This window comes from Shewanella sp. DNRA4, from assembly GCF_012843185.1.
GTDB lineage: Bacteria > Pseudomonadota > Gammaproteobacteria > Enterobacterales > Shewanellaceae > Shewanella > Shewanella xiamenensis.
Window position 1 is genome coordinate 76,711 of record NZ_JABAIP010000012.1, and the last position, 20,749, is coordinate 97,459.

Sequence of the window (20,749 nt, forward strand, 5' to 3'; positions counted from 1 at the left end):
AGCGCGTTTTAAGGTAAGGTAAACAGACGTAACTTCCGCCTATTTAGTGCCAGCGTTAGCTAGCTTTTTCGCATCCACCATATCTAGAGTGATATAAGCCGTTTCATCTAAAAATGCATCTGGCGCAGCAACATCATCTTTAATATCTTCCATAGATTTAACTGGCGCTAAACCATTGGCTACGCGACGCTCATTGGTTCTATCGAGCACTTTCTTCTCATCAGCTTCACGTGATGCAATACGCTCACTTTCCACTAAGGAGACTGTTTTCTCTTTGTGATGCTTTTTAAAGTCAGCAATATCTTGATTGATATAGTTAAACTCAACACTGTTTTGAATACGGGCAAGGTGCTTTTTCTCTAAACTCGCCACCAGTTCAGGGGTGATATCATTTAGCGTACCGTATTGCGCCATCGGGACTTTGTCCCAAGGCAAAGCATTCTTCTCTTCAGCTTCACCATACTCACCAGGCTCTAACGCACTTGGATACGCAATATTCGGTGTCACACCTTTGAGTTGTGTACTACCACCGTTAATGCGATAAAACTTCTGAATGGTGTATTGCACATGCCCAATAGGTTTCTCGTACATATCGTAGATGCGACCTAGGCTCTTATGCTGTTGCACTGTGCCTTTACCGAAACTGGATTCACCAACAATCAGCGCACGATCATAGTCCTGCAATGCTGCTGCAAAAATCTCAGAAGCTGATGCGCTGTAACGGTCAACCATCACGGTTAACGGACCTGCGTAGGCAGTCTTGCCATCGTTATCGCGGTGAGCTGACACACGGCCATCGGCGTCACGGATTTGCACCACAGGGCCCATGTCAATAAAGAGTCCGGTCAGTAACACGGCTTCGGTTAATGCACCGCCGCCATTACCACGTAAATCGATAACGACACCTTCGACTTTTGCTTCGTTGAGTTTAACGAGTTCCTTTTCCACATCCTGGGATAAATTCATATAGAATCCAGGAATTTGGATAACTCCGACTTTACGATTGGCGTATTCACCGTCTTTAGGTTCGATGATTTTAGAAGTCGCGGCACGGTCTTCTAAGCGAATCTTGTCACGTACTAAAGTGACGTTAAACGGCTTAGCATTTGAGCCACCTTTCTTCGGTAAAATCTGCAAAACGACTTTACTGCCCTTAGGACCTTTGATGAGCTCAACGACATCGTCTAAACGCCAGCCGATAACATCAACGATCTCGCCGCCCTCTTGGCCAACACCAACAATCTTATCTTCTGGTGACAGTTTTTCACTGCCAGCGGCAGGACCACCTGCGATTAAACTCTTAATCACAGTGTAATCATCTTCGAGCTGTAACTGCGCGCCAATCCCCTCTAGGCTCAAGTTCATTTCCATTTGGAAACGCTCAGCATTACGGGGGGATAAATAGCTAGTGTGCGGCTCAATGCTGCGAGAAAATGCATTCATCACCGCTTGGAACACATCTTCACTATTGGTCTGAGTCAGACGTTTGATGGCGTTGTTATAACGTTTTTGCAGAATCTCAACAATTTCAGGCCATTTTTTGCCAGTAAGCTTGAGATTCAACGCATCGTATTTCACTCGCTGACGCCAAAGCTCATTGATTTCAGCTTGATCTTTTGGCCAAGCGACATCTTCCCTATCGTACTCGTAGGCATCACCAGGAACGGTAAAATCCATTTCTTTATCGAGCAGAGAAAGCGCGTACACAAAGCCTTCGTAGCGACGTTTTTGAACCAAATCAAACATTTTGTAGGCGGGGTCGAGTTCACCTGAACTCAGCATATCGTCAAACTGATTGATATAAGGCTTAAAACTGTCGACATCGGCTTGGGTCAGCACATTGCGACGGTAATCAAGTTGCTGTAAATAGCGGTCAAAAATCTGCGCAGAAAACGCGTCATCGAGCGCAAATCGATGGTAATGCGAACGAGTGTATAAATCTGTCACTCGTTTACTGGCCACTTTATGCTGCGCTTCCTGCTTGAGAGTGGGTAACTCGCTGATTTGAATCGTAGGAGGCACAGCCCAAGCCGAGAATCCGACAAAAACAGTGGCGATGGATGTAGCCAAAATGAGTTTTCGCATCAACAAGTTACTCCGTTAGATTAAATGATTACAGCAGAATATGTTCTGCTTTCACTTTTATCGTTAAGCCGCTATCAAGCTGAACATGAATGTCTTCTTTGTTAATGTCAGTGATCACGCCGGCTACTGGCGTCATACCTAACTTAACATTGACACGCTGTTTCTTAGCTAAATCGGTCAATTGCGCTTGGACTAAGTTAACAGCAGGTTCAGCCTTAGGAGCCACTTTGGCAGGACGCTCAGTCTTGCGGGCAGGAACAGCTACTTTCTTAGGGGCCTTTTTCGCTGGAGCTTTGCCAGCCGGAGCCACTTTGGCAGCTTGAGCAGCACGCTTAGCTTTGGCTTTTTCTTGGCTTTCTTTCAACATGGCTTGAGCATGATCGATATGTTCTTGCTCTAGCTCGCCACAAGGTTGACCATCAAGATCCACACGCTGGGCACCAGCTTTTACCGATTTGAGGTAACGCCAACTGCTAGTGTAGCGTCTTAACGCCACGCGCAATTGAGTTTTACTGACTTTAGAATCATCAGCCAACCTTTCAGCCAAATCTTGAAACAATCCGATTTTTAATGGCTTAGTTTCACCTTCAGCAATAAAGCACAAAGGAAATGTTTCATACAAATACGCCAAAATTGCGTTGGTGTCGGTCAACTTATCTGTTGATTCCATCATTACTTCCACAGTTAAAAAGGGACATCGAATTCGAGGTGATATAAATCAGCTTCTTACGTGTCGTTTATCTTGGTTAAGCTCACAATTGAGCCAAAGTACAAATTAACATTCTCGCCGAGTTAACTAAAGTTAAAAAATATCAGTTAACCATTTTTTACGGCTAAACCTCTCAGGTTTATTCGGGCCATGCCCAAACAAACCTTATCAGGGCATGCGCTATTATAAGGCGCACGCCACCGATTGCGACTATGAATTATGCGTTATTGTACGCAAATTAAGCAAATAGGCAGTTTTCGAAGCTTTTTACCAATAATTCCAAGCCCTTTTGGTCTTCTTCGTCAAAGCGGTCAAAAATAGGGCTATCAATATCCAGTACAGCAATCACCTGACCATTGGCGCGAACAGGGATAACAATTTCGGAATTACTGGCCGCATCGCAGGCGATATGTCCATCGAATTGATGCACATCGGCAACCCGTTGAGTTTGATTAGCCAGTGCTGCAGTGCCACACACGCCTTTACCCATCGGAATGCGGGTACAAGCCACTTTACCTTGGAATGGGCCTAATACTAACTGTTCGCCGCGCATAACGTAAAAACCTACCCAGTTTAGTTCGGTTAGGTTGTCATTAAGCAGGGCTGAAAAGTTAGCCATGGCAGCCACTAAATCATCTTCGCCTTCGAGTAACGCTAACGCTTGACGGTTCAGTGATTCATAAAATTGCGGTTTCATATGCTTCCTAAAAATTATTCAGCAGCATCGTCCTTCTTAGACGCTTTTTTGGCTGTGTTTGGTTTTGTTGGCGTACTATTAACTTGAACCACGCCTTTAAGCAAGTTTGTTAGCTCATCTTTATTGTTAGCAAAATAGAATGCGAGCTGTTCGGTTAGACTTTCATCAATCCCAAGTTCCGCTTTCTGAATAAATGGAATGAGGTTATCAGCGATGTCGAGCATCTTATCGTAGGCATCAGCCTCCTTTTTCGATGTGAATGTCATCTTTTCTACCCCTTCTCTTACCACGACAAACTGTGTAATAACTGCCATGACCGCCCTCGCACTGTTTTTATATACAGTAACCAGAATGACATAAAGTGAACTAGTGATGCAAGTGTTCTGATTATTCTGATATTATGACTGCGCTTTATGTTGTGGAGATGGGTCAATCAATTTGATATCTCACCTTATAATTTGTTGTTTTCGGATTATTTGCTCAATCTCAGTGGCTTTGGGGCTAATATAATATTTTTATATGCATGACAATACAGCAGAAAACTCTGTAATCCTCTGTCGTTCCTGCGACTTGGCCATTCGGAAACGAGCCCTCCCAACTGGGGTCAGAGCGTTGTGTCCGCGTTGCAACACCGCACTTTATGACACTCCATACTGTTCAGTAAATGGCATGTTGGCACTGTGCATTACCGCGTTGGTGTTCTATTTTCCTGCTAACTTTTTTCCTGTACTAGAAATCCATTTTCTGGGCAGTATTCGCACAACAACGGTATTTCAAGGCGCTTTTGCCGTCTTCGAACAAGGTTATTGGGTGGTGGGATTAGCCGTACTTGCTGCCGCAGTGGTTGGCCCAGGTTTATTGATCCTATCGATTCTTGCGCAAATTTTGATTATAAAATGGGGGCTTGCAAGCCCATTTTGGCGCCATAGTCTCAAACAATTACTCACATTTCAGGGGTTCCTTTCGCAGCTGACGATGCTTGAGATTTATGTGATTAGCTTCCTCGTCTCATCATTTCAATTGTCTGATTTTTCAGATATTTATTTTGGAATGGGTACCTTTTGCTTCACCATGCTTTTTTTAGTCACCCTGTTTTTACAGCGTGAATACGATATTGAGCATATGTGGGGTCTTCTTATGCAGGAACATCACTGATATGAAGCAGCAAGGAAAGGATTTAGGCCTGTGTTTGTGCCGCGTTTGTAGGCAACTCAATAGCAGTGAGGATAGCCACTGTAGTCGTTGTGAGTCAGAATTACAGGTCCGCGATTACAACAGCTTACAAAAAAGTTGGGCGCTGCTTATTACTGCCGCCATTTTATTGGTTCCAGCCAACCTCTATCCCATTACGGTGCTCACCAATCAGGGAAAGGTACGTCACGATACGATCTTTTCCGGAATTGTTCATTTAGTCCAATCGGATATGTTACCCATCGCCATTATTGTGTTTATTGCCAGTATTTTAGTGCCTTGGGTAAAGATTATCGGCTTAGCCACTTATCTGTGTGCTATCAGTTTCAACCTGCCAATTTCGAAGCAAAAACTTATGGTGGGATTTCATGTTATTGAGTGGATTGGCCGCTGGTCGATGCTCGATTTATTTGTGATCTCGCTGACCGTTGCCCTGGTGAATATGGGGCAATTACTCGATGCAAAGCCTGCACCCGCGGCCACGGCATTTGCATTGGTGATTTTACTGACGCAACTTGCCGCAAAAGTTTTAGACACTCGTTTACTCTGGGATCGACTGGAACCTCAAGATGACACAAATTGAATCGCCAAAAGTTGTGAAGAAAAAGCTCTTTTCGCCGATTTGGCTGCTCCCGATTGTGGCGCTCGCGCTTGGCGCATGGCTGGGTATTAAGAGCATCAAAGAATCGGGCATTGAAATTCAAATCCACTTTCCCAGTGCCACTGGGATCGACGTGGGCAAAACCTTAGTCAAATACCAAGGCTTAACCGTTGGTAAGGTAAAAGATATCGGTATTGATGATGATCTTAAAGGCGTTAACGTGAAGGTGATGATGGACTATCGCGCTAAGCCTTTCTTAAATAAAGAAACCCTCTTCTGGTTAGTTACCCCAAAGGCCAGCATCACAGGCGTTGAAGGTCTGGATGCGCTGTTTTCAGGCAACTATATTGCAATCCAACCAGGCAAAGGCAATGCCGCCACCTTGTTTGAGGCAGAACGCCAACCGCCACCAATGCAAATTGGCTCCGAAGGGGTAATGATTGAACTGACGGCCGATAAACTCGGCTCATTAGATGTGGGCTCGCCAGTGTTCTTCCGTCAAATCCCTGTGGGCAGCGTGGTCAGCTATCGTTTAGACGGCAACGCTAGAGTGATTATCAGCGCCTTTATCCAAGAGCAATATGCACGTTTAGTGAAGAAAAACTCTCACTTTTGGAATGTGTCAGGCGTTAAAGTCGATGCTAGTTTAGCGGGCATTAAAGTTAACACTGAAAGCCTTGCTTCTATCCTTGCGGGTGGTGTGAGTTTCAGTTCCGATGAAAAAGCGCCTGCGGCACAAAATGGCGACAGTTTTGCCCTCTATGATTCAGAAACCAGCGCTCTTGGCGGGATTGAAGTCAGTCTGACCATGAGTGATGGCAATGCTATTGATAAAGGCACTCGCATTGTATATCGCGGCATCACCATTGGTGCAGTTCAAAGCAAGCAACTCACCGCTGCAGGTGTAACTGCGGTGGCAAAATTTGAGCCTGAATACGCCAACCTATTAACTCGGGACGGCCAGTTTTGGCTTGAGGGCGCCGATATTTCGCTCTCTGGGATCAAAAACCCCGAGCGTTTACTCACAGGAAGCGTGATTAACTTTTTACCCGGCACCCATGCTAATTCGGCACTGCCAAGTAGTTTTGCCTTGCAATCCTCAGCTCCTGATGTGCTACAAGCGAAAAAACTTAAGGCAACAATAACCTCGGCCGAAAACATGGGCTTAACCGCTGGTGCCGAAGTGCGTTACAAGCAATTACCTATCGGTCAGGTGCTCGAGGTGAAATTAACCAAAGATCTGTCGGCCGTTGAATATCTACTCGAGCTGCAACCTGAATTTGCCAGCTTAATCCGCAGTGATAGCTATTTTGTTCCCGAATCAGCGTTGAACGTCGATGCGTCTCTTGATGGTGTATCGGTCAAAGCACGCGATCTAGCGACATTAACTAAAGGCGCGGTGAGTCTGATCCCTGGTACCAGTAATACCCCGCTGGCGGCAAATGCGCGTTTGCCACTCTTTAGCTCAATGGATGAAGCTAAGCAATTCTTTGTCCGTCAACAGCGTTTATACTTTACTCTCATCAGTGCTGATGGCGCCGATGTTAGTCAAGGATCTCCGATTTACTATAAAAAAATGCAAATTGGTAGCGTGGAGTCGGTCAACTGGCAGAGTAAAACCGAAGACTTTGCGATTAAGATCGCTATTGATAAGCAGTTCCAACCCTTAGTGCAAAAACCTAAAGTCTTTTGGCGTAACAGTGCCGTGGATGTCAGCGCCAGTCTTGCGGGTATTGATGTCGCCGTTGCTCCACTACAAGGCGCGTTAAAGGGCAGTATCAGCTTAGGTTTATTGGACAGTTCAACGACTGAGCCTAATGCGGCACTTAAACTATACGAAAGTAAACAGCTCGCCTTAGCGCAGGCTCAAGCAATCAAACTCACCTTACCCGCCTCGGCAAAATTGGCTGCAAAAGCCGCCATTCGTTACCAAGGTCATCAGGTGGGTGAAGTGACGCAAGTTAAGCTCAATACCGATTTAACCACCCTTACAGCCACCGCCTATCTCTATGGCGACTATGCCGAGCATTTCAGCCGCAGTGATACTGAGTATCATATGGTCGAGGCGCAAATCTCCTTAGCAGGCATTAAAGCCCCTGAAACCTTAATCACTGGGCCATATATTGGCGTGTTACCGGGCAAGAGCAAGCAAAAGGCGAGTCAATTCCAGGCCAAATTGGTTGAGAGCAGCTACGCCAACGTGGCCGAAGATGCGCTTAAGTTTACCTTAGAAGATAGCAACCTTGGCTCGATGAAAGTCGGCACGCCTATCTTCTTCCGTGGCATTAAAATCGGCCAAATCGATGGTTATAGCCTATCGTCTCAAGGTAACAGTGTACTCATGCAAGCGCACATTGAGCCCCAGTACAGTCACTTAGTGAATCAGAGCAGCCAGTTCTGGGACGCCTCAGGTATCAAGGTCGATGTAGGTATTTTCTCTGGTGCGCAAATTGAAGCCGGTTCGCTCGAAACCCTATTAGCGGGCGGCATTAATGTCGCTACTAAGGAAACGACGCAAGCAGGTAATAGCTTAAACCAAGGCACTGTGATCCCGTTGCAACACAAAGCCCAGAGCGAATGGCAGGAATGGGCTCCAGCCCAGTAGCAAATCCATTTTGCTAAGGCCCTCATTCAGGGCCTGTATTACGGAATATTAGTGAAAGAACTGTTTTAATTTTAGGTGAGTCATGAAAGGAAAGTACTCAAAATTAATTCAAGAGTATTGTGAGCAAGAAAGTATCTATATTCCTCCCGGGTTTAAGCGCCATTCAGCTTCTCATTTGGCGGTAATCCGGCATGATTCAGGGGAGCCCAAGTTAGTCGCTAAAACCTTCTTTAAGAAAGAAGATCTTAATTATTATATTTCTTCGACATTAATGGAGTTGGTGCTTGATAGTGGGGGAAACCTTCCCGCAAAGGTGGTTGATTTCAAAGAAAATATAGAATTCAAGATTGCAAGTAATGGTGCACTGATTAAGTTATAACCCGTGTTTTTGCGTGATAATCAGTCCAGCAAGCTTAGTATCATTTAACAATCAGGCGCATTAGATAAACTCTAATGTGCCTGATTGTTATCCGCTAAAGTGACTGTCTGCATCGCTATGCATTGCGCCTTTCGCCATCTCATACTTAGCCATAGAACCAATAACAGACAGCAATAGCCGCACTGATCCCTGCAAAATCCGCCGTTAGACCACAGGCGAGCGCATGGCGCCCATGACGAATACCCACTGAACCAAAGTAAACAGCCAGCACATAGAAAGTCGTTTCAGTGCTGCCTTGGAAAATCGCCGCCAAGCGCCCCGCAAAGGAGTCCACTCCGTGGTGCGCCATGGTTTCGAGCATCATCGCGCGCGCGCCCGAACCGCTAAAAGGCTTCATTAATGCAGTTGGCATTGCATCGACGAAGCGAGTATCAAACCCGAAAAGACTCACGCAACTCGCAATCAGTTGCAGCAGGTAATCCAACGCGCCCGATGCCCTAAGTAAACCAATCGCCAGCAGCATGGCTAACAGATACGGGATCAGTTGGATCGATTGGTTAAACCCCGCTTTGGCACCTTCGATAAACTCATCATAAATAGCTACTTTTCGCACGCCCGCCACCAGCACAAAACTGAAGACTAACAGTAGCAATACCCCGTTGCCCAAGGCGGTCGACACAGTGCCAATCGCGTCTGCCGTTAAGGTCATCAAATAAAAACCACTGGCAACTAATGCCGACAGCAGCACTGCGCCATATCCGAGTACCACGGCATTGAGTAGTGAAAGGCGCTGCACAAAGGCGACAATCAGAAGCCCTGCTAATGTCGAGGCAGAGGTTGCGAGGAGTATGGGTAAAAAAATGTCTGCCGGAGCCGCCGCGCCCTGCTGAGCACGGTATAAAAACACCGTGACAGGCACTAACGTCACCGAGGAGGTATTGAGGACTAAAAATAGAATTTGTGCGTTAGTGGCAACGGTTTTGACCGGATTAAGACTCTGCAAATCCTGCATTGCCTTTAAACCTAATGGAGTAGCGGCATTATCCAATCCAAAAATGTTGGCCGTTAAGTTCATCGTCATACTGCCAAATGCGGGATGCCCCTTGGGCACTTCGGGCATTAAGCGGCGCAGCAGTGGCTCAAATACAAAGGCAATCGCCCCAACAACACCGGCTTTTTCACCAATTCGCATTAATCCCATCCACAGGGACAACACACCCACTAAGCCTAAGGCGATTTCAGCGGCGAGTTTAGCGCTGGCAAACAAGGCCTCAACCGCGTTGGCGAGCACCTCGATATGCCCATTAAAAAGCTGTATTGCCATCGCCAACAGCGATGTGAGGAAAAACACTAACCACACCCGATTTAGCACTCTGCCCCTTCCTTATTGTTATTCAAACTGTTTATTCGTGTCGCTTTGTTTATTTAACGCAAATCTGAACCAACGATAGTAGAGGGATAAAATCCCAGCCCCACTAAGGGATTATGATATACTTGCCGCAGTTGATACACAGCCAAATTCCGTTATGGTTCAATTAAATCAAAATTTTATCAGTACAATTGCCCAAGAATTGCCCGCCCATCTGTCAATGGATGACTTTATTGCGGCCTGTTCAAGACCACTACGTCGCTCAATTCGCGTCAACACCTTAAAGATCAGCAGCGAAGATTTTAAGCGTTTGATGCAGCCGAAAGGTTGGACCTTCGAGCCTATTCCCTGGTGTGAGGATGGTTTCTGGATAAGCTATGATGAAGAAGACCAGCTCGGCAACGCCCTGGAGCATATTCAGGGATTGTTCTATATCCAAGAAGCCAGCTCCATGCTGCCCCCTACAGCGTTATTTACCCCGAATGCAGATTGGCAATGTGTCTTAGATTTAGCCTCGGCGCCTGGATCTAAAACCACGCAAATGGCAGCGTTAATGAATAATCAAGGCTTATTGGTTGCCAATGAATATTCCGCTAGCCGCGTCAAAGTACTCCATGCCAATGTGCTGCGCATGGGCGTGAGTCACTGCGCTCTAACCCACTTCGATGGCCGAGTATTTGGTGAGTATCTGTATGAAAGTTTTGATGCGGTATTAATTGATGCGCCTTGTGGCGGTGAAGGCACGGTCCGTAAAGATGCGGACGCGTTAAAATCTTGGTCGCTCGATGAGGTTCTTGCGATTAGCGAAACCCAAAAAGCCTTAATCGAATCCGCATTTTTGGCCTTAAAACCGGGTGGCAGTTTGGTTTATTCAACCTGCACCCTTAATCGGCACGAAAACCAAGGTGTATGTGAATATTTGCAGCAAACCTATGGCAATGCAGTGCAATTTGAGTCCTTAAGCCAATTATTTGATGGTGCTGACAAAGCCACTACGCCAGAAGGCTTTTTGCACGTTTGGCCACAGATTTACGACAGCGAAGGCTTTTTTGTCGCGAAGTTGACTAAAACCCGTTCGGTACCACGCCTACAGCCTGAGCCGAAATTGCAAAAGAATTTCCCTTTTACGGAGGCGAGTGCCAAACAAGCCAAAGCCATTCAAGCCTATTTTACCGATGATCTGGGTATCGAACTGCCCGATGATCTCATTATGGTGCGCGACGATGAGTTTTGGCTATTTCCCCATGAATTTAAAGACTTTATTGGTAAAATGCGCTTTCAGCGGATTGGGGTTAAGCTTGCCGATCACAGTAAACATGGCTTTAAAGTGCGCCATGAGGCGATTATTGCTCTAGCGGGTAAAGCGCTTAAAGCGGGGGCAAAAAACGGCGCTAAAGTCGTAGAAGTGAGCGATGAGCAGGCAAAAGAGTATTTGATGGGACGAGATATTCCCCTCGATACGGCTGGCAAAGCTCAGGGTGAAGTGATTGTCTGTTATGGCGGCGCGCCTTTAGGCATGGCGAAACACTTAGGCAATAAATTAAAAAACAACCTGCCCAGAGACTTAGTGAAAGATAAAGTGTTATTGCTACCACCGCAGGCATAATGGTTATAAATAGGTGATTTTTTAGCGAGAAATAACCTAAAAAACGGGGCAGAGAAAGTGTTACTCATACTAAACTCAACTACACTGAGTCTATTGTAAAGTGCTCTGTATGGCACTTTCGTTTGTAGCGCACGGCTCTTCAACGAGCCATTCCCCTAGGCCCAAACAGCTAGAATCGTTTTGGGCCTTTTTTTATGGGCTTGCGTTTTAACGAATATGAGCAAAATTGTGCTCACAAGAGAGGGGCAAACCTAAATCAACGCCCAATCAAGCGCGCCGCATCCTTAAACAAGTTAAAGAAGTTCTCACTGGTATACTGCGCAAGATCTTCGTAACGCTCTCCGCGCAGCTCTGCCACAAACTCGGCCACATCACGCACATAGGCGGGTTGATTTTCCTGTCCACGGTGTGGAATAGGCGCAAGATAAGGCGAATCGGTTTCCACCAATAAACGCTCTTTCGGCACTTTGCGGATCACGGTTCTTAACTCACCGGCATTTTTAAAGGTTACAATGCCTGAGACGGAAATATAAAAACCTAAGTCAATCGCCGCCTTGGCCATTTCCCAGTTTTCGGTAAAGCAATGCAACACGCCACCGACTTTATCCGCCTGCCCCGCTTTAAGCATGTTGATGGTGTCTTCACGGGCATCACGGGTATGCACAATCAGCGGCTTATCAACTTCAACCGCCAAGGCAATTTGTTGCTCAAAACATTGCTGTTGCAGGGCTTTAGTTTCATCGGCATAAAAATAATCTAACCCAGTTTCACCAATGGCCACCACTTTGGGGTCCATTGCAAAACGGCGAATTTGCTCCACATCGAGGCCGTCTTTCACATCCAGCGGATGCACGCCCGAAGATAAAAACACCTGCTCGAAACCTGCAACCTTGTCGCGCATCGACTCAAATCCCTGCTGGCGCACATTGACACAAAGCATATAGTCGACACCGCGCGCCTTAGCGTTGGCGAGGATGAATTCTAGGGTGGGTTGATCGGGAGCCGCTTTCAGGCGATCGAGATGGCAATGTGAATCAATAAGCACAACAATGTCCAAGCAGATAAACAAAAAGGAGCACAAGGATACTCAGCGATGGGATCGAGGTCAAATTTCGCTAAGGCTTCACTCAGCACTTAATACTCAGTGTCGACCCTAGCCGACCACTCTATGCATTACATCGTGCAGGTTAAGTCACCAGAGGCGAGTTCACGGGATAATAGTTTTTCAATATGGTGTTTATGGCTGTCGGGCTCTGAGACTATCTTGATACCAATCCCAGCAGGACGTCCACCCGATGCTCCCAAAGGATTGATCCACACAACGACGCCACGAAATTCGTTTGAGGTGGTCGCGCCGGGTAAACGATAGGCGATGGTTAAGGTCTCACCGAGGTAATGGGTTTCCCCGGTGGCGACAAACAGCCCTGCCGGTTTGATAAACGGCATATAGGCGCGGTAAAGCTGATGTAAGGTATCAAAATTGACGACAAGATCGACCATGGCATGTTACTTATTTGTTATTTCTTTATATTCTAAGACATAACTTTGACACAAGCCTAAATAATTGACACTCGGCATTGCACTTAAGCTATGACACATTCCCATGATTTTCGCCGCCAAGTTCCCTATTTGCGCTTGCACAAACGCATCTTGGTCGCCGTACTTCAATAAAACTTGTCTCAGGAGTAAGTATAAAACCTTAAGAGCATCAATGATTTGTTGTTCACTTATCGTTAACAAACTAGCACACAGATGGCCCGACGACAAACTTTGCACCCAATCTTTGCGAAACCCTAACAAGGTTTGATAACGACTGGGTTGCGTACCGTCGGATAGCAAACTTTCGGCCAACTTTAATGGACCGCCGACCACACTCAAGCACCAAGTCACATCCTCTTGGATCTGACATTGCTGAATTAACCAGTTTTTGATCAACATTTTAGACGGCGTCACAAAGGGAAGCCGCTGACAACGACTACTGATCGTAGCCATTAAACGTGCGGGCGTATCGGAATGTAATAGTAGTAAGGTGTCTTTACCCGGCTCTTCGAGCGTCTTGAGTAGCGCATTGGCAGAGGCTGAGTTTAAACGCTCGCTATGGTGGATAATGGCTACACGGCGGCCACTTTGCTGGGCAGTCGCACTTAAGCGGCTACAAAGCTCACGAATTTGATCGACTTTAATTTGATGGCCATCGGCCTCGATTTGATAAAAATCAGGATGATTACCCGCATCAAATAACTGGCAGGACTTACAAAAACCGCACCCGCCCGCGGGAGTGGGTTGTGAACACATGGCGGCGCGCGCCATAAATACACTCAAAAGTTCACCGCCATAGGCAGAATCGATACCCACGAGTTGCGCGTGAGGGACTTTTTGAGTTTGCAACTGGGTTAAAAACGCCTGCCTTGGCGCATCGAGCCAAGGCAGGGTTAATACATCAAATCCGCTTTGCGTTACCATGCCATCGCCTGTAACACGGCCAGAATATCTTTATGGACTTCGGCCATGGTTTGGCTGGCGTCGATAACGACAATTCGCTCATCTTCGCTGGCAAGCTTGAGGTAAGTTGCGCGCGCCCGTTCAAAAAAGTCGATGGCTTGCTGCTCAATTCTATCAAGTTCGCCCCGCTTTGCTGCTCGTTGCAGCCCAAGCTTAGGGTCAAGGTCAAGATAGAGGGTTAAATCGGGTTTAAACCCTTTGAGCGTTGCGTTACTTACGGCTTCGACTAAAGGCATTAAGCCACGTCCACCGCCTTGGTACGCTAAAGATGACAGATTGTGTCTATCCCCCAACACCCACTTGCCTTGGGCCAATGCAGGTTTGATGACATTGGCGACGAGCTGGGCTCTGGCGGCATAGATCAATAAACATTCAGACTCATCACATAAAGGATCGTTTGGGTCGGCAATTTTCACTAAATCACGAATGCGCTCGGCCAGCGGCGTGCCGCCTGGCTCGCGGGTGCAAACAGGCGCAAGCCCGGTGTGCTTTTCAATAAAATCGCGAATAAGGGCAATCGCACTCGATTTACCGGCGCCTTCCAGTCCTTCAACAACGATGAATTTGGCGGATGCTTGGGTCATTTTTTCTTTCTCTGATAAATATCGACGGCGCGGTTATGTTCTTCCAAAGTGGTCGAAAATACATGGGTACCATCGTTACGCGACACAAAATACAAATAACTGACCTTGGCGGGTTTCGACACTGCCTGTAATGAGGCCTTGCTCGGTGCCGCAATCGGTGTTGGCGGTAAGCCGAAAATCCGATAGGTATTAAACGGTGTCTCTTCGACTAAATCTTTACGGGTGATATTGCCTTTAAATCTGTCTCCCATGCCATAAATCACCGTGGGGTCGGTTTGCAGCTTCATGCCTAGATTCAGTCGATTAATAAAGACGCCGGCGATTTGATCACGCTCAAAGGCTTGACCAGTTTCTTTTTCGACAATCGATGCCAAGATCAGCATTTGGTAAGGTGATTTAAGCGGTAAACCGGGCACACGCTCTGCCCAGGCTTTGGCGAGTTCTTGCTCCATCATTTTATAACTTTGGGTCAGCAGTACCTTGGCATCACTGTCAGCGGTGTAATGGTAAGTATCGGGGAAGAATTTACCTTCGGGCAACGCCGAATCGTCCCCCTGCTCCATTAATACGGCACTAAAAACCTCTGGGGTCAGTTGTAAATGGGGCGCACTTGCCAGTTGTTGTTCCCACTCGGCAATGGTTTTGCCTTCGACTAAGGTCAGGCTAAAGGTTTTCACCTTGCCATTGACTAAGTCGTTAAGTAAGTCGGCAAGCGTCTGCGAGGGTGACATCTCGTACAGACCAGTGCGGATCTTGCCCAGCTCTGGACGCAATCTAAGTAACCATTTGAGTTTCCATTTGTCTTGGATAACGCCATCGGTTTCTAACTGCTGCGCCAACTGGTGCACACTCGTACCACGAGCAATGGTTAATTCTTTGGCTTCGGTTAACGCTAATGGCGTTTGGCTGTAATCAATAATCGTACGGTAACCCCAATAACCCGCCAAGCAAGCTAAGGTCAGCAAGGCCAATAAGGTAGAGCTTGCGATCAGAATGAGTTTTTTCATAGTGAGAGTGAAAGTGTGTGTCTAAGATCGGCAGTCAAAGGAGAAGGCTTGAAACTGTGCGAATCGATCGCCAGTACATCCACCACGCCTAAGATGCTGTTAGTGATAAATGCCGAGTCAAACTCCACTAAACGCTCGGCGCCAAAGGGCAAACAATCAATATTCATCTGCCGTGCAAGTAAGGCTAACATCACTTGCTCGCGCATGACACCCGCAACGCCGCAGCGCGCCAAAGATGGGGTAATCACTCGATGGCCTTTAACAAAAAAGATATTCGCCATCGAAGATTCAATCACCAGCCCATTACAATCCAGCACTAACCAATCATCAAAACCCTGTGGTAAGGGGTGGGATTTGATTAACACTTGCTCGAGGCGATTAAGGTGTTTTATCCCCGCCAATAAGGGTTGATGACCTAATTGGACTGCGGAGGTTTTAAGACGAATCCCCTGTTGTTGCCACGCAGCATAATGGGCAGGAATGGGATGAACAGAAACGATCTCCGTAACGTTTACCTGCTCAGGCGGGGCATAGCCTCTGCCCCCAACACCGCGTGTGATCATCAATTTAATACAGTGATGCGGGTACTGTGCAGCAAGTGTATTGAGCTGCTCAGCAAGGGCTGAACTCATTTGCCAGTCAAACCCAAGTCTTGCAGCGCCAGCCGTAAGACGGGCTTCATGCTGCTCAAAAAACAAAATACCACACTCGCTACTTCGCATCGTAGCAAAGAGGCCATCACCATAGGCAAGTCCCCTGTCCATAGGAACAATGCTTGCCTGTGAAACCCCATTAACCCAAATCAAGGGTATTAGTCCTGACTGATACGGCTAGCAACCGCATCCTGTTGATCTTTATACTTGGCATTTTTGCGCTTGTTATACGGACGCGCCACTGGGCCACTTAAACGTTCAAAGTTTAACGCACCAATGGTCATCCGTGGGCGCAGCGCTAAAGGCAACTTACCGCTGTTGTAAAACTCGAGCACGATTTTACCCTGCCAACCCGGATCAATCCGGTGCGCAGTGACGTGCACCATCAAGCCTAAACGCGCCAGTGAAGAGCGGCCATCGAGCCAACCGACGATATCGGCAGGCAGTGTCACGCTTTCATAGGTCACGGCGAGCGCCAATTCACCGGGGTGTAGGAAGAAGGCTTCGCCGTCTGGGATTTCGATGATTTCGCTCATCACCCGATCGAGCGCCGCCTGCACTTCAATACTCGGACCACTGAGGTCGATAAAAGGCGCAGTATGATCCTTAAAGACGCGAAATTGCCCACCTAAGCGCACATCCACACTGACGCCAGAAATCGCATCTATGCTTGGGCGAGGTTCTATAACGATAGTGCCGTTATCAAGGGCCTGTTCAATTTCGATATCGGTTAAGCGCATCTTGCCTTTTACTCCCTGAGTTTTAGTCGTTATTTTGCCAGTAAATGTTGAATACGAGTCTTCAAAATATCGGTCGCGATACGGTTTTTACCGCCGCGAGGCACGATAATATCAGCGTATTGTTTTGAAGGTTCAATAAATTGCAGGAACATAGGACGCACTGTCTTCTTGTACTGTGAAATCACTGACTCCATCGTACGGCCACGCTCGGCCACATCGCGGGTTAAACGGCGCAGGAAGCAAATATCCAGCGGCGTATCCATAAACACGCTCGCATCCATCAATTCACGTAATTTAGGGTCTGTTAACAGCAGAATGCCTTCTAAAATGATCACTTTTTTGGGGGTCATTTTAACGGTTTCGGCCATACGCGTATGTTCGGTATAGCTATAGCAAGGGATATCAACAGCTTCGCCAGACTTTAGCAACTGCAAGTGCGTGCATAGCAGCTGATGGTCTAACGCCTTGGGATGGTCGTAGTTAGTTAACACACGCTCATCCATGGATAAATGACTCTGATCGCGGTAGTACGCGTCTTCGTTAATTACCCCAATCTGATCTGTGCCTAAATCGCGGCGAAGTTCGTCAAAAATCGTCTTGGCAATTAAACTCTTGCCCGATGCTGACGCGCCAGCAATTGCAATAATGACACACTGCTGAGAATTCATACCCTTAAACCTTACTCGTCATCTGATACGCTAATAGAAACTGTTTTCTGGCTCTGTTTAAGTGCCAATTCAGCGCCCACTTTACGGGCAATTTCCCGATAAAGTGCCGCCACTTCACTGTCAGGCTCGGCCACAACCGTCGGCGCACCCACATCCATGGCTTCACGGATATTGATGTGCAGCGGTAAGGCGCCTAACAGTGGAACTTGATAACGCTCAGCCATTTTACTGCCACCGTGCGTACCAAAGGGATGTTCTTTATGGCCACACTCTGGACATAAATGGAAACTCATATTCTCAACAATGCCGAGGACGGGGATATTCACTTTCTGGAACATGGTGATGCCTTTCTTGGCGTCGGCGAGAGCGATATCCTGCGGCGTTGTCACAATCACCGCGCCACTTACTGGCACTTTTTGCGACAGAGTTAATTGAATATCACCCGTGCCCGGTGGCATATCGACGACTAAATAGTCTAGCTCTGGCCACTGGGTTTCATTGAGCAGCTGCGCAAGCGCGCCCGCCGCCATAGGACCACGCCATACTGCGGCTTCATCACCACTTAACATAAATCCAATCGACTGAGCAGCAATACCATGGGCACTGGCGGCGCTCATGTGTTTACCATCGAGGGAAACGGGCCTGAAGTTTGGGATCCCAAGCATTAATGGGACGGAAGGACCATAAATATCGGCATCTAAAATACCAACCTGTGCGCCCTCAGCGGCCAGTGCTAAAGCAAGGTTGACCGCCGTGGTTGATTTACCCACACCGCCTTTGCCGGACGCGACAGCAATCACTTGCTTCACATTGGCAATCGGTGCGATAGAAGCAATCGCCGAATACACCTTAGGTTGAAAATCGATTTCACACTCAACCTCATCGATGGCATCCAGCACAGCGAGTTTGTTGGTCAGCGCCATCACGGTATCGCGGTATTGAGTCATACAAGGGTATGGATAGACTAAGCCAAGCTGCAAACGCTTACCTTCAATCGCCAATTTATTAACGCATCCTGCGCTCACTAAACCCTTCGCTAAATACGGGTCGATATATGCATCGAGAATGGCCAGAACTGGCCCGAGAAGATCGTCACTTAAACGATAATCAGTTTGAGTTGAAGACAAAAGCATTACCCCCACCAATAAATTTGCCCAAGTGTACCAGATAATGACAAAAACATTAGCGCAGATTTAACCCAATCGACTCAGGTTTTGATGAAAATCATCCTGTAATCGGTTAGTATCTCTACCATTATTTTTGGCCCACCACGATATTTGAGACAAGATGGCAACTTCACAACGTAAAATTCTCGTGACCAGCGCACTTCCCTACGCGAACGGACCGATTCATTTAGGTCACATGCTGGAATACATCCAGACGGATATCTGGTCGCGTTATCAAAAACTTCGTGGACATGAGTGCCACTATATTTGTGCCGATGACGCCCACGGTACACCGATTATGCTCAAGGCGCAGCAATTAGGTATGGCGCCTGAAGAAATGATTGCTCAAGTCAACAAAGAGCATCAGCAGGATTTCGCCGATTTTAATATCGCCTTCGATAATTATCACAGCACCCACAGTGACGAAAACCGCGTGCTGGCGAGCGATATTTACTTAAAACTGCGCGCTAATGGCTATATCAAAAGCAAGAGCATTTCTCAGCTATTTGACCCTGAGAAGTCGATGTTCCTGCCCGATCGCTTCGTAAAAGGCACCTGCCCTAAGTGTAAATCGCCCGATCAATACGGCGACAACTGTGATGCCTGCGGCGCAACTTACAGCCCGACTGAGCTTATCAATCCAAAATCAGCGGTATCGGGTGCCACGCCAGTGATGAAGGACACTGAGCACTTCTTCTTCGACTTACCCGCCTTCGAAGACATGCTCAAAGAGTGGACTCGCTCCGGCGCACTGCAAACCGAAATGGCCAACAAACTTGACGAATGGTTCGAACAGGGTCTGCAGCAATGGGACATCACCCGCGATGCACCTTACTTCGGTTTTGAGATCCCAGATGCACCGGGCAAATACTTCTACGTTTGGTTAGATGCGCCTATCGGCTACATGGGCTCATTCAAAAACCTGTGTGACAAACGCCCAGAGCTAAGCTTTGACGAATTTTGGGCGAAGGATTCTAAAGCCGAGGTTTACCATTTTATCGGTAAAGATATCGTTTATTTCCACAGTCTGTTCTGGCCTGCGATGCTCCATGGATCGGGCTATCGCCAGCCAAACAGCGTCTATGCCCACGGTTATGTAACGGTTAACGGCGCTAAGATGTCTAAATCTAAGGGCACCTTTATTAAAGCCCGCACCTATTTAGATCACTTAGATCCTGAATATTTACGCTACTACTACGCGGCCAAACTCAGTAGCCGTATCGACGATTTAGATTTAAATCTGGAAGATTTCGCCCAGCGAGTGAATTCAGATCTAGTCGGTAAGCTAGTGAACTTAGCCTCGCGCACCGCAGGTTTTATCACTAAGCGCTTCGATGGCAAGCTCGCGAAAATTGCGGATACCACGCTAACTGAGGCGTTTTTAGCCAAACAAGAACAAATCGCTGAGTTTTATGAGACCCGTGAATACGGTAAAGCGATGCGTGAAATCATGGCACTCGCGGACATCGCCAACGGTTTTGTCGCCGATGCAGCGCCTTGGCAGCTAGTGAAGCAAGATGATCAACAGGAAGCCGCGCACCAAGTGTGTTCAAACGCGCTGAACCTGTTCCGCATTTTGGTGACGTACTTAAAACCTGTGTTACCACGCTTAGCGCAAGACGTTGAAGCCTTCTTCCAGCAAACCCTAACGTGGGATGGCTTAGGCCAAGATATGGCGAGCCATGAAATTGCGCCATTTAAAGCCATGATGCAACGTGTTGAGTTAGACAAAGTTGAAGCTATGGTGGCCGACTCTAAGGAAAACTTGCAAGCCACGAGCGAGCCAGAAGCACCAAAAGGGCCATTAGCAACCGATCCCATTAGCGATACCATCAACTATGACGATTTCGCTAAAATCGATCTGCGTATTGCGCGTATCGTTAAAGCCGAGCATGTAGCCGAAGCCGACAAACTGTTAAAACTGCAACTTGATATCGGCGGCGAAACCCGTCAGGTATTTGCAGGCATTAAATCAGCCTATTCGCCTGAGGATCTCGAAGGCAAGCTGACTGTGATGGTTGCCAACCTTGCACCACGTAAGATGCGTTTTGGCATGTCAGAAGGCATGGTCTTGGCAGCAGGCCCTGGTGGCAGCGATTTGTGGATTTTAGAACCCCATGAAGGTGCACAGCCTGGTATGCGGGTGAAGTAATCGACACTACGCACCCGTCAAGTTACAGGTAAGTA

20 protein-coding genes are annotated in these 20,749 nt (G+C 47.3%); 6 read left to right on the forward strand and 14 right to left on the reverse strand.

Going from position 1 to position 20,749, the window contains the following annotated elements:
• Window positions 1-39: 39 nt before the first annotated feature.
• The 4 genes from prc to HG547_RS14130 all read right to left on the reverse strand — a co-directional run bounded on the left by prc (window position 40) and on the right by HG547_RS14130 (window position 3,805).
• Complete coding sequence (gene prc / locus HG547_RS14115; protein WP_047533982.1) at window positions 40-2,085, reverse strand: carboxy terminal-processing peptidase; 2,046 nt, start codon at window positions 2,083-2,085, stop codon at window positions 40-42.
• Between the two features lie 28 nt (window positions 2,086-2,113).
• Entirely contained in the window at window positions 2,114-2,755 is a 642-nt protein-coding gene (proQ, locus tag HG547_RS14120; protein WP_086023985.1) for an RNA chaperone ProQ, read from the reverse strand.
• Window positions 2,756-3,032: 277 nt separating this feature from the next.
• Window positions 3,033-3,491, reverse strand: a complete 459-nt coding sequence (locus HG547_RS14125; RefSeq protein WP_037419288.1) for a GAF domain-containing protein — start codon at window positions 3,489-3,491, stop codon at window positions 3,033-3,035.
• Between the two features lie 14 nt (window positions 3,492-3,505).
• The gene (locus HG547_RS14130) at window positions 3,506-3,805 is read right to left on the reverse strand and encodes a YebG family protein (RefSeq protein ID WP_037419285.1); all 300 of its coding nucleotides are present in this window, start codon (window positions 3,803-3,805) and stop codon (window positions 3,506-3,508) included.
• 205 nt (window positions 3,806-4,010) lie between these two features.
• Between HG547_RS14130 and HG547_RS14135 the strand changes: the two genes are divergently transcribed.
• The 4 genes from HG547_RS14135 to HG547_RS14150 all read left to right on the forward strand — a co-directional run bounded on the left by HG547_RS14135 (window position 4,011) and on the right by HG547_RS14150 (window position 8,267).
• Complete coding sequence (locus tag HG547_RS14135) at window positions 4,011-4,646, forward strand: paraquat-inducible protein A (protein WP_037419282.1); 636 nt, start codon at window positions 4,011-4,013, stop codon at window positions 4,644-4,646.
• Window position 4,647: 1 nt separating this feature from the next.
• On the forward strand, window positions 4,648-5,265 hold the full coding sequence (locus tag HG547_RS14140; protein ID WP_037419279.1) for a paraquat-inducible protein A: 618 nt from the start codon (window positions 4,648-4,650) through the stop codon (window positions 5,263-5,265).
• The gene (locus HG547_RS14145; protein WP_169548181.1) at window positions 5,252-7,888 is read left to right on the forward strand and encodes an MlaD family protein; all 2,637 of its coding nucleotides are present in this window, start codon (window positions 5,252-5,254) and stop codon (window positions 7,886-7,888) included. The genes HG547_RS14140 and HG547_RS14145 overlap by 14 nt, the downstream gene beginning before the upstream one ends.
• Window positions 7,889-7,970: 82 nt before the next feature.
• Window positions 7,971-8,267 carry a hypothetical protein gene (locus tag HG547_RS14150; protein ID WP_041416814.1) on the forward strand — a complete coding sequence of 99 codons (297 nt, stop codon included), beginning with the start codon at window positions 7,971-7,973 and terminating at the stop codon, window positions 8,265-8,267.
• 145 nt (window positions 8,268-8,412) lie between these two features.
• Here the strand turns inward: HG547_RS14150 and HG547_RS14155 are convergent, their stop codons facing one another.
• On the reverse strand, window positions 8,413-9,639 hold the full coding sequence (locus HG547_RS14155; protein ID WP_144375065.1) for a spore maturation protein: 1,227 nt from the start codon (window positions 9,637-9,639) through the stop codon (window positions 8,413-8,415).
• A gap of 154 nt (window positions 9,640-9,793) precedes the next feature.
• Between HG547_RS14155 and rsmF the strand changes: the two genes are divergently transcribed.
• Window positions 9,794-11,242, forward strand: a complete 1,449-nt coding sequence (gene rsmF, locus HG547_RS14160; RefSeq protein WP_169548182.1) for a 16S rRNA (cytosine(1407)-C(5))-methyltransferase RsmF — start codon at window positions 9,794-9,796, stop codon at window positions 11,240-11,242.
• Between the two features lie 256 nt (window positions 11,243-11,498).
• Here the strand turns inward: rsmF and HG547_RS14165 are convergent, their stop codons facing one another.
• From HG547_RS14165 to apbC, 9 genes are all read right to left on the reverse strand, one after another.
• Window positions 11,499-12,287 carry a TatD family hydrolase gene (locus HG547_RS14165; protein WP_169548183.1) on the reverse strand — a complete coding sequence of 263 codons (789 nt, stop codon included), beginning with the start codon at window positions 12,285-12,287 and terminating at the stop codon, window positions 11,499-11,501.
• Between the two features lie 128 nt (window positions 12,288-12,415).
• Window positions 12,416-12,742, reverse strand: coding sequence for a PilZ domain-containing protein (locus HG547_RS14170; protein ID WP_037419265.1), 327 nt, complete (start codon window positions 12,740-12,742; stop codon window positions 12,416-12,418).
• Window positions 12,743-12,748: 6 nt separating this feature from the next.
• Window positions 12,749-13,705 carry a DNA polymerase III subunit delta' gene (gene holB, locus HG547_RS14175; RefSeq protein ID WP_169548184.1) on the reverse strand — a complete coding sequence of 319 codons (957 nt, stop codon included), beginning with the start codon at window positions 13,703-13,705 and terminating at the stop codon, window positions 12,749-12,751.
• Window positions 13,699-14,328: a dTMP kinase gene (tmk, locus tag HG547_RS14180; protein WP_037419259.1), complete on the reverse strand. Its 630-nt coding sequence runs from the start codon at window positions 14,326-14,328 to the stop codon at window positions 13,699-13,701. The genes holB and tmk overlap by 7 nt, the downstream gene beginning before the upstream one ends.
• Entirely contained in the window at window positions 14,325-15,335 is a 1,011-nt protein-coding gene (gene mltG / locus HG547_RS14185) for an endolytic transglycosylase MltG (protein ID WP_088585491.1), read from the reverse strand. The genes tmk and mltG overlap by 4 nt, the downstream gene beginning before the upstream one ends.
• Window positions 15,332-16,141 (reverse strand): aminodeoxychorismate lyase, encoded by an 810-nt coding sequence (gene pabC, locus HG547_RS14190; RefSeq protein ID WP_169548185.1) that lies wholly within the window; start codon window positions 16,139-16,141, stop codon window positions 15,332-15,334. The genes mltG and pabC overlap by 4 nt, the downstream gene beginning before the upstream one ends.
• A gap of 5 nt (window positions 16,142-16,146) precedes the next feature.
• Window positions 16,147-16,728, reverse strand: a complete 582-nt coding sequence (gene dcd / locus HG547_RS14195; RefSeq protein WP_037419254.1) for a dCTP deaminase — start codon at window positions 16,726-16,728, stop codon at window positions 16,147-16,149.
• Window positions 16,729-16,757: 29 nt separating this feature from the next.
• Complete coding sequence (gene udk, locus HG547_RS14200) at window positions 16,758-17,396, reverse strand: uridine kinase (RefSeq protein ID WP_011072566.1); 639 nt, start codon at window positions 17,394-17,396, stop codon at window positions 16,758-16,760.
• An 11-nt stretch (window positions 17,397-17,407) separates the two neighbouring features.
• Entirely contained in the window at window positions 17,408-18,523 is a 1,116-nt protein-coding gene (gene apbC / locus HG547_RS14205; protein ID WP_037419322.1) for an iron-sulfur cluster carrier protein ApbC, read from the reverse strand.
• Between the two features lie 160 nt (window positions 18,524-18,683).
• Between apbC and metG the strand changes: the two genes are divergently transcribed.
• A complete protein-coding gene (gene metG, locus HG547_RS14210) occupies window positions 18,684-20,714 on the forward strand; it encodes a methionine--tRNA ligase (protein ID WP_169548186.1) in 2,031 nt (676 codons plus the stop codon).
• Window positions 20,715-20,749 lie beyond the last annotated feature (35 nt).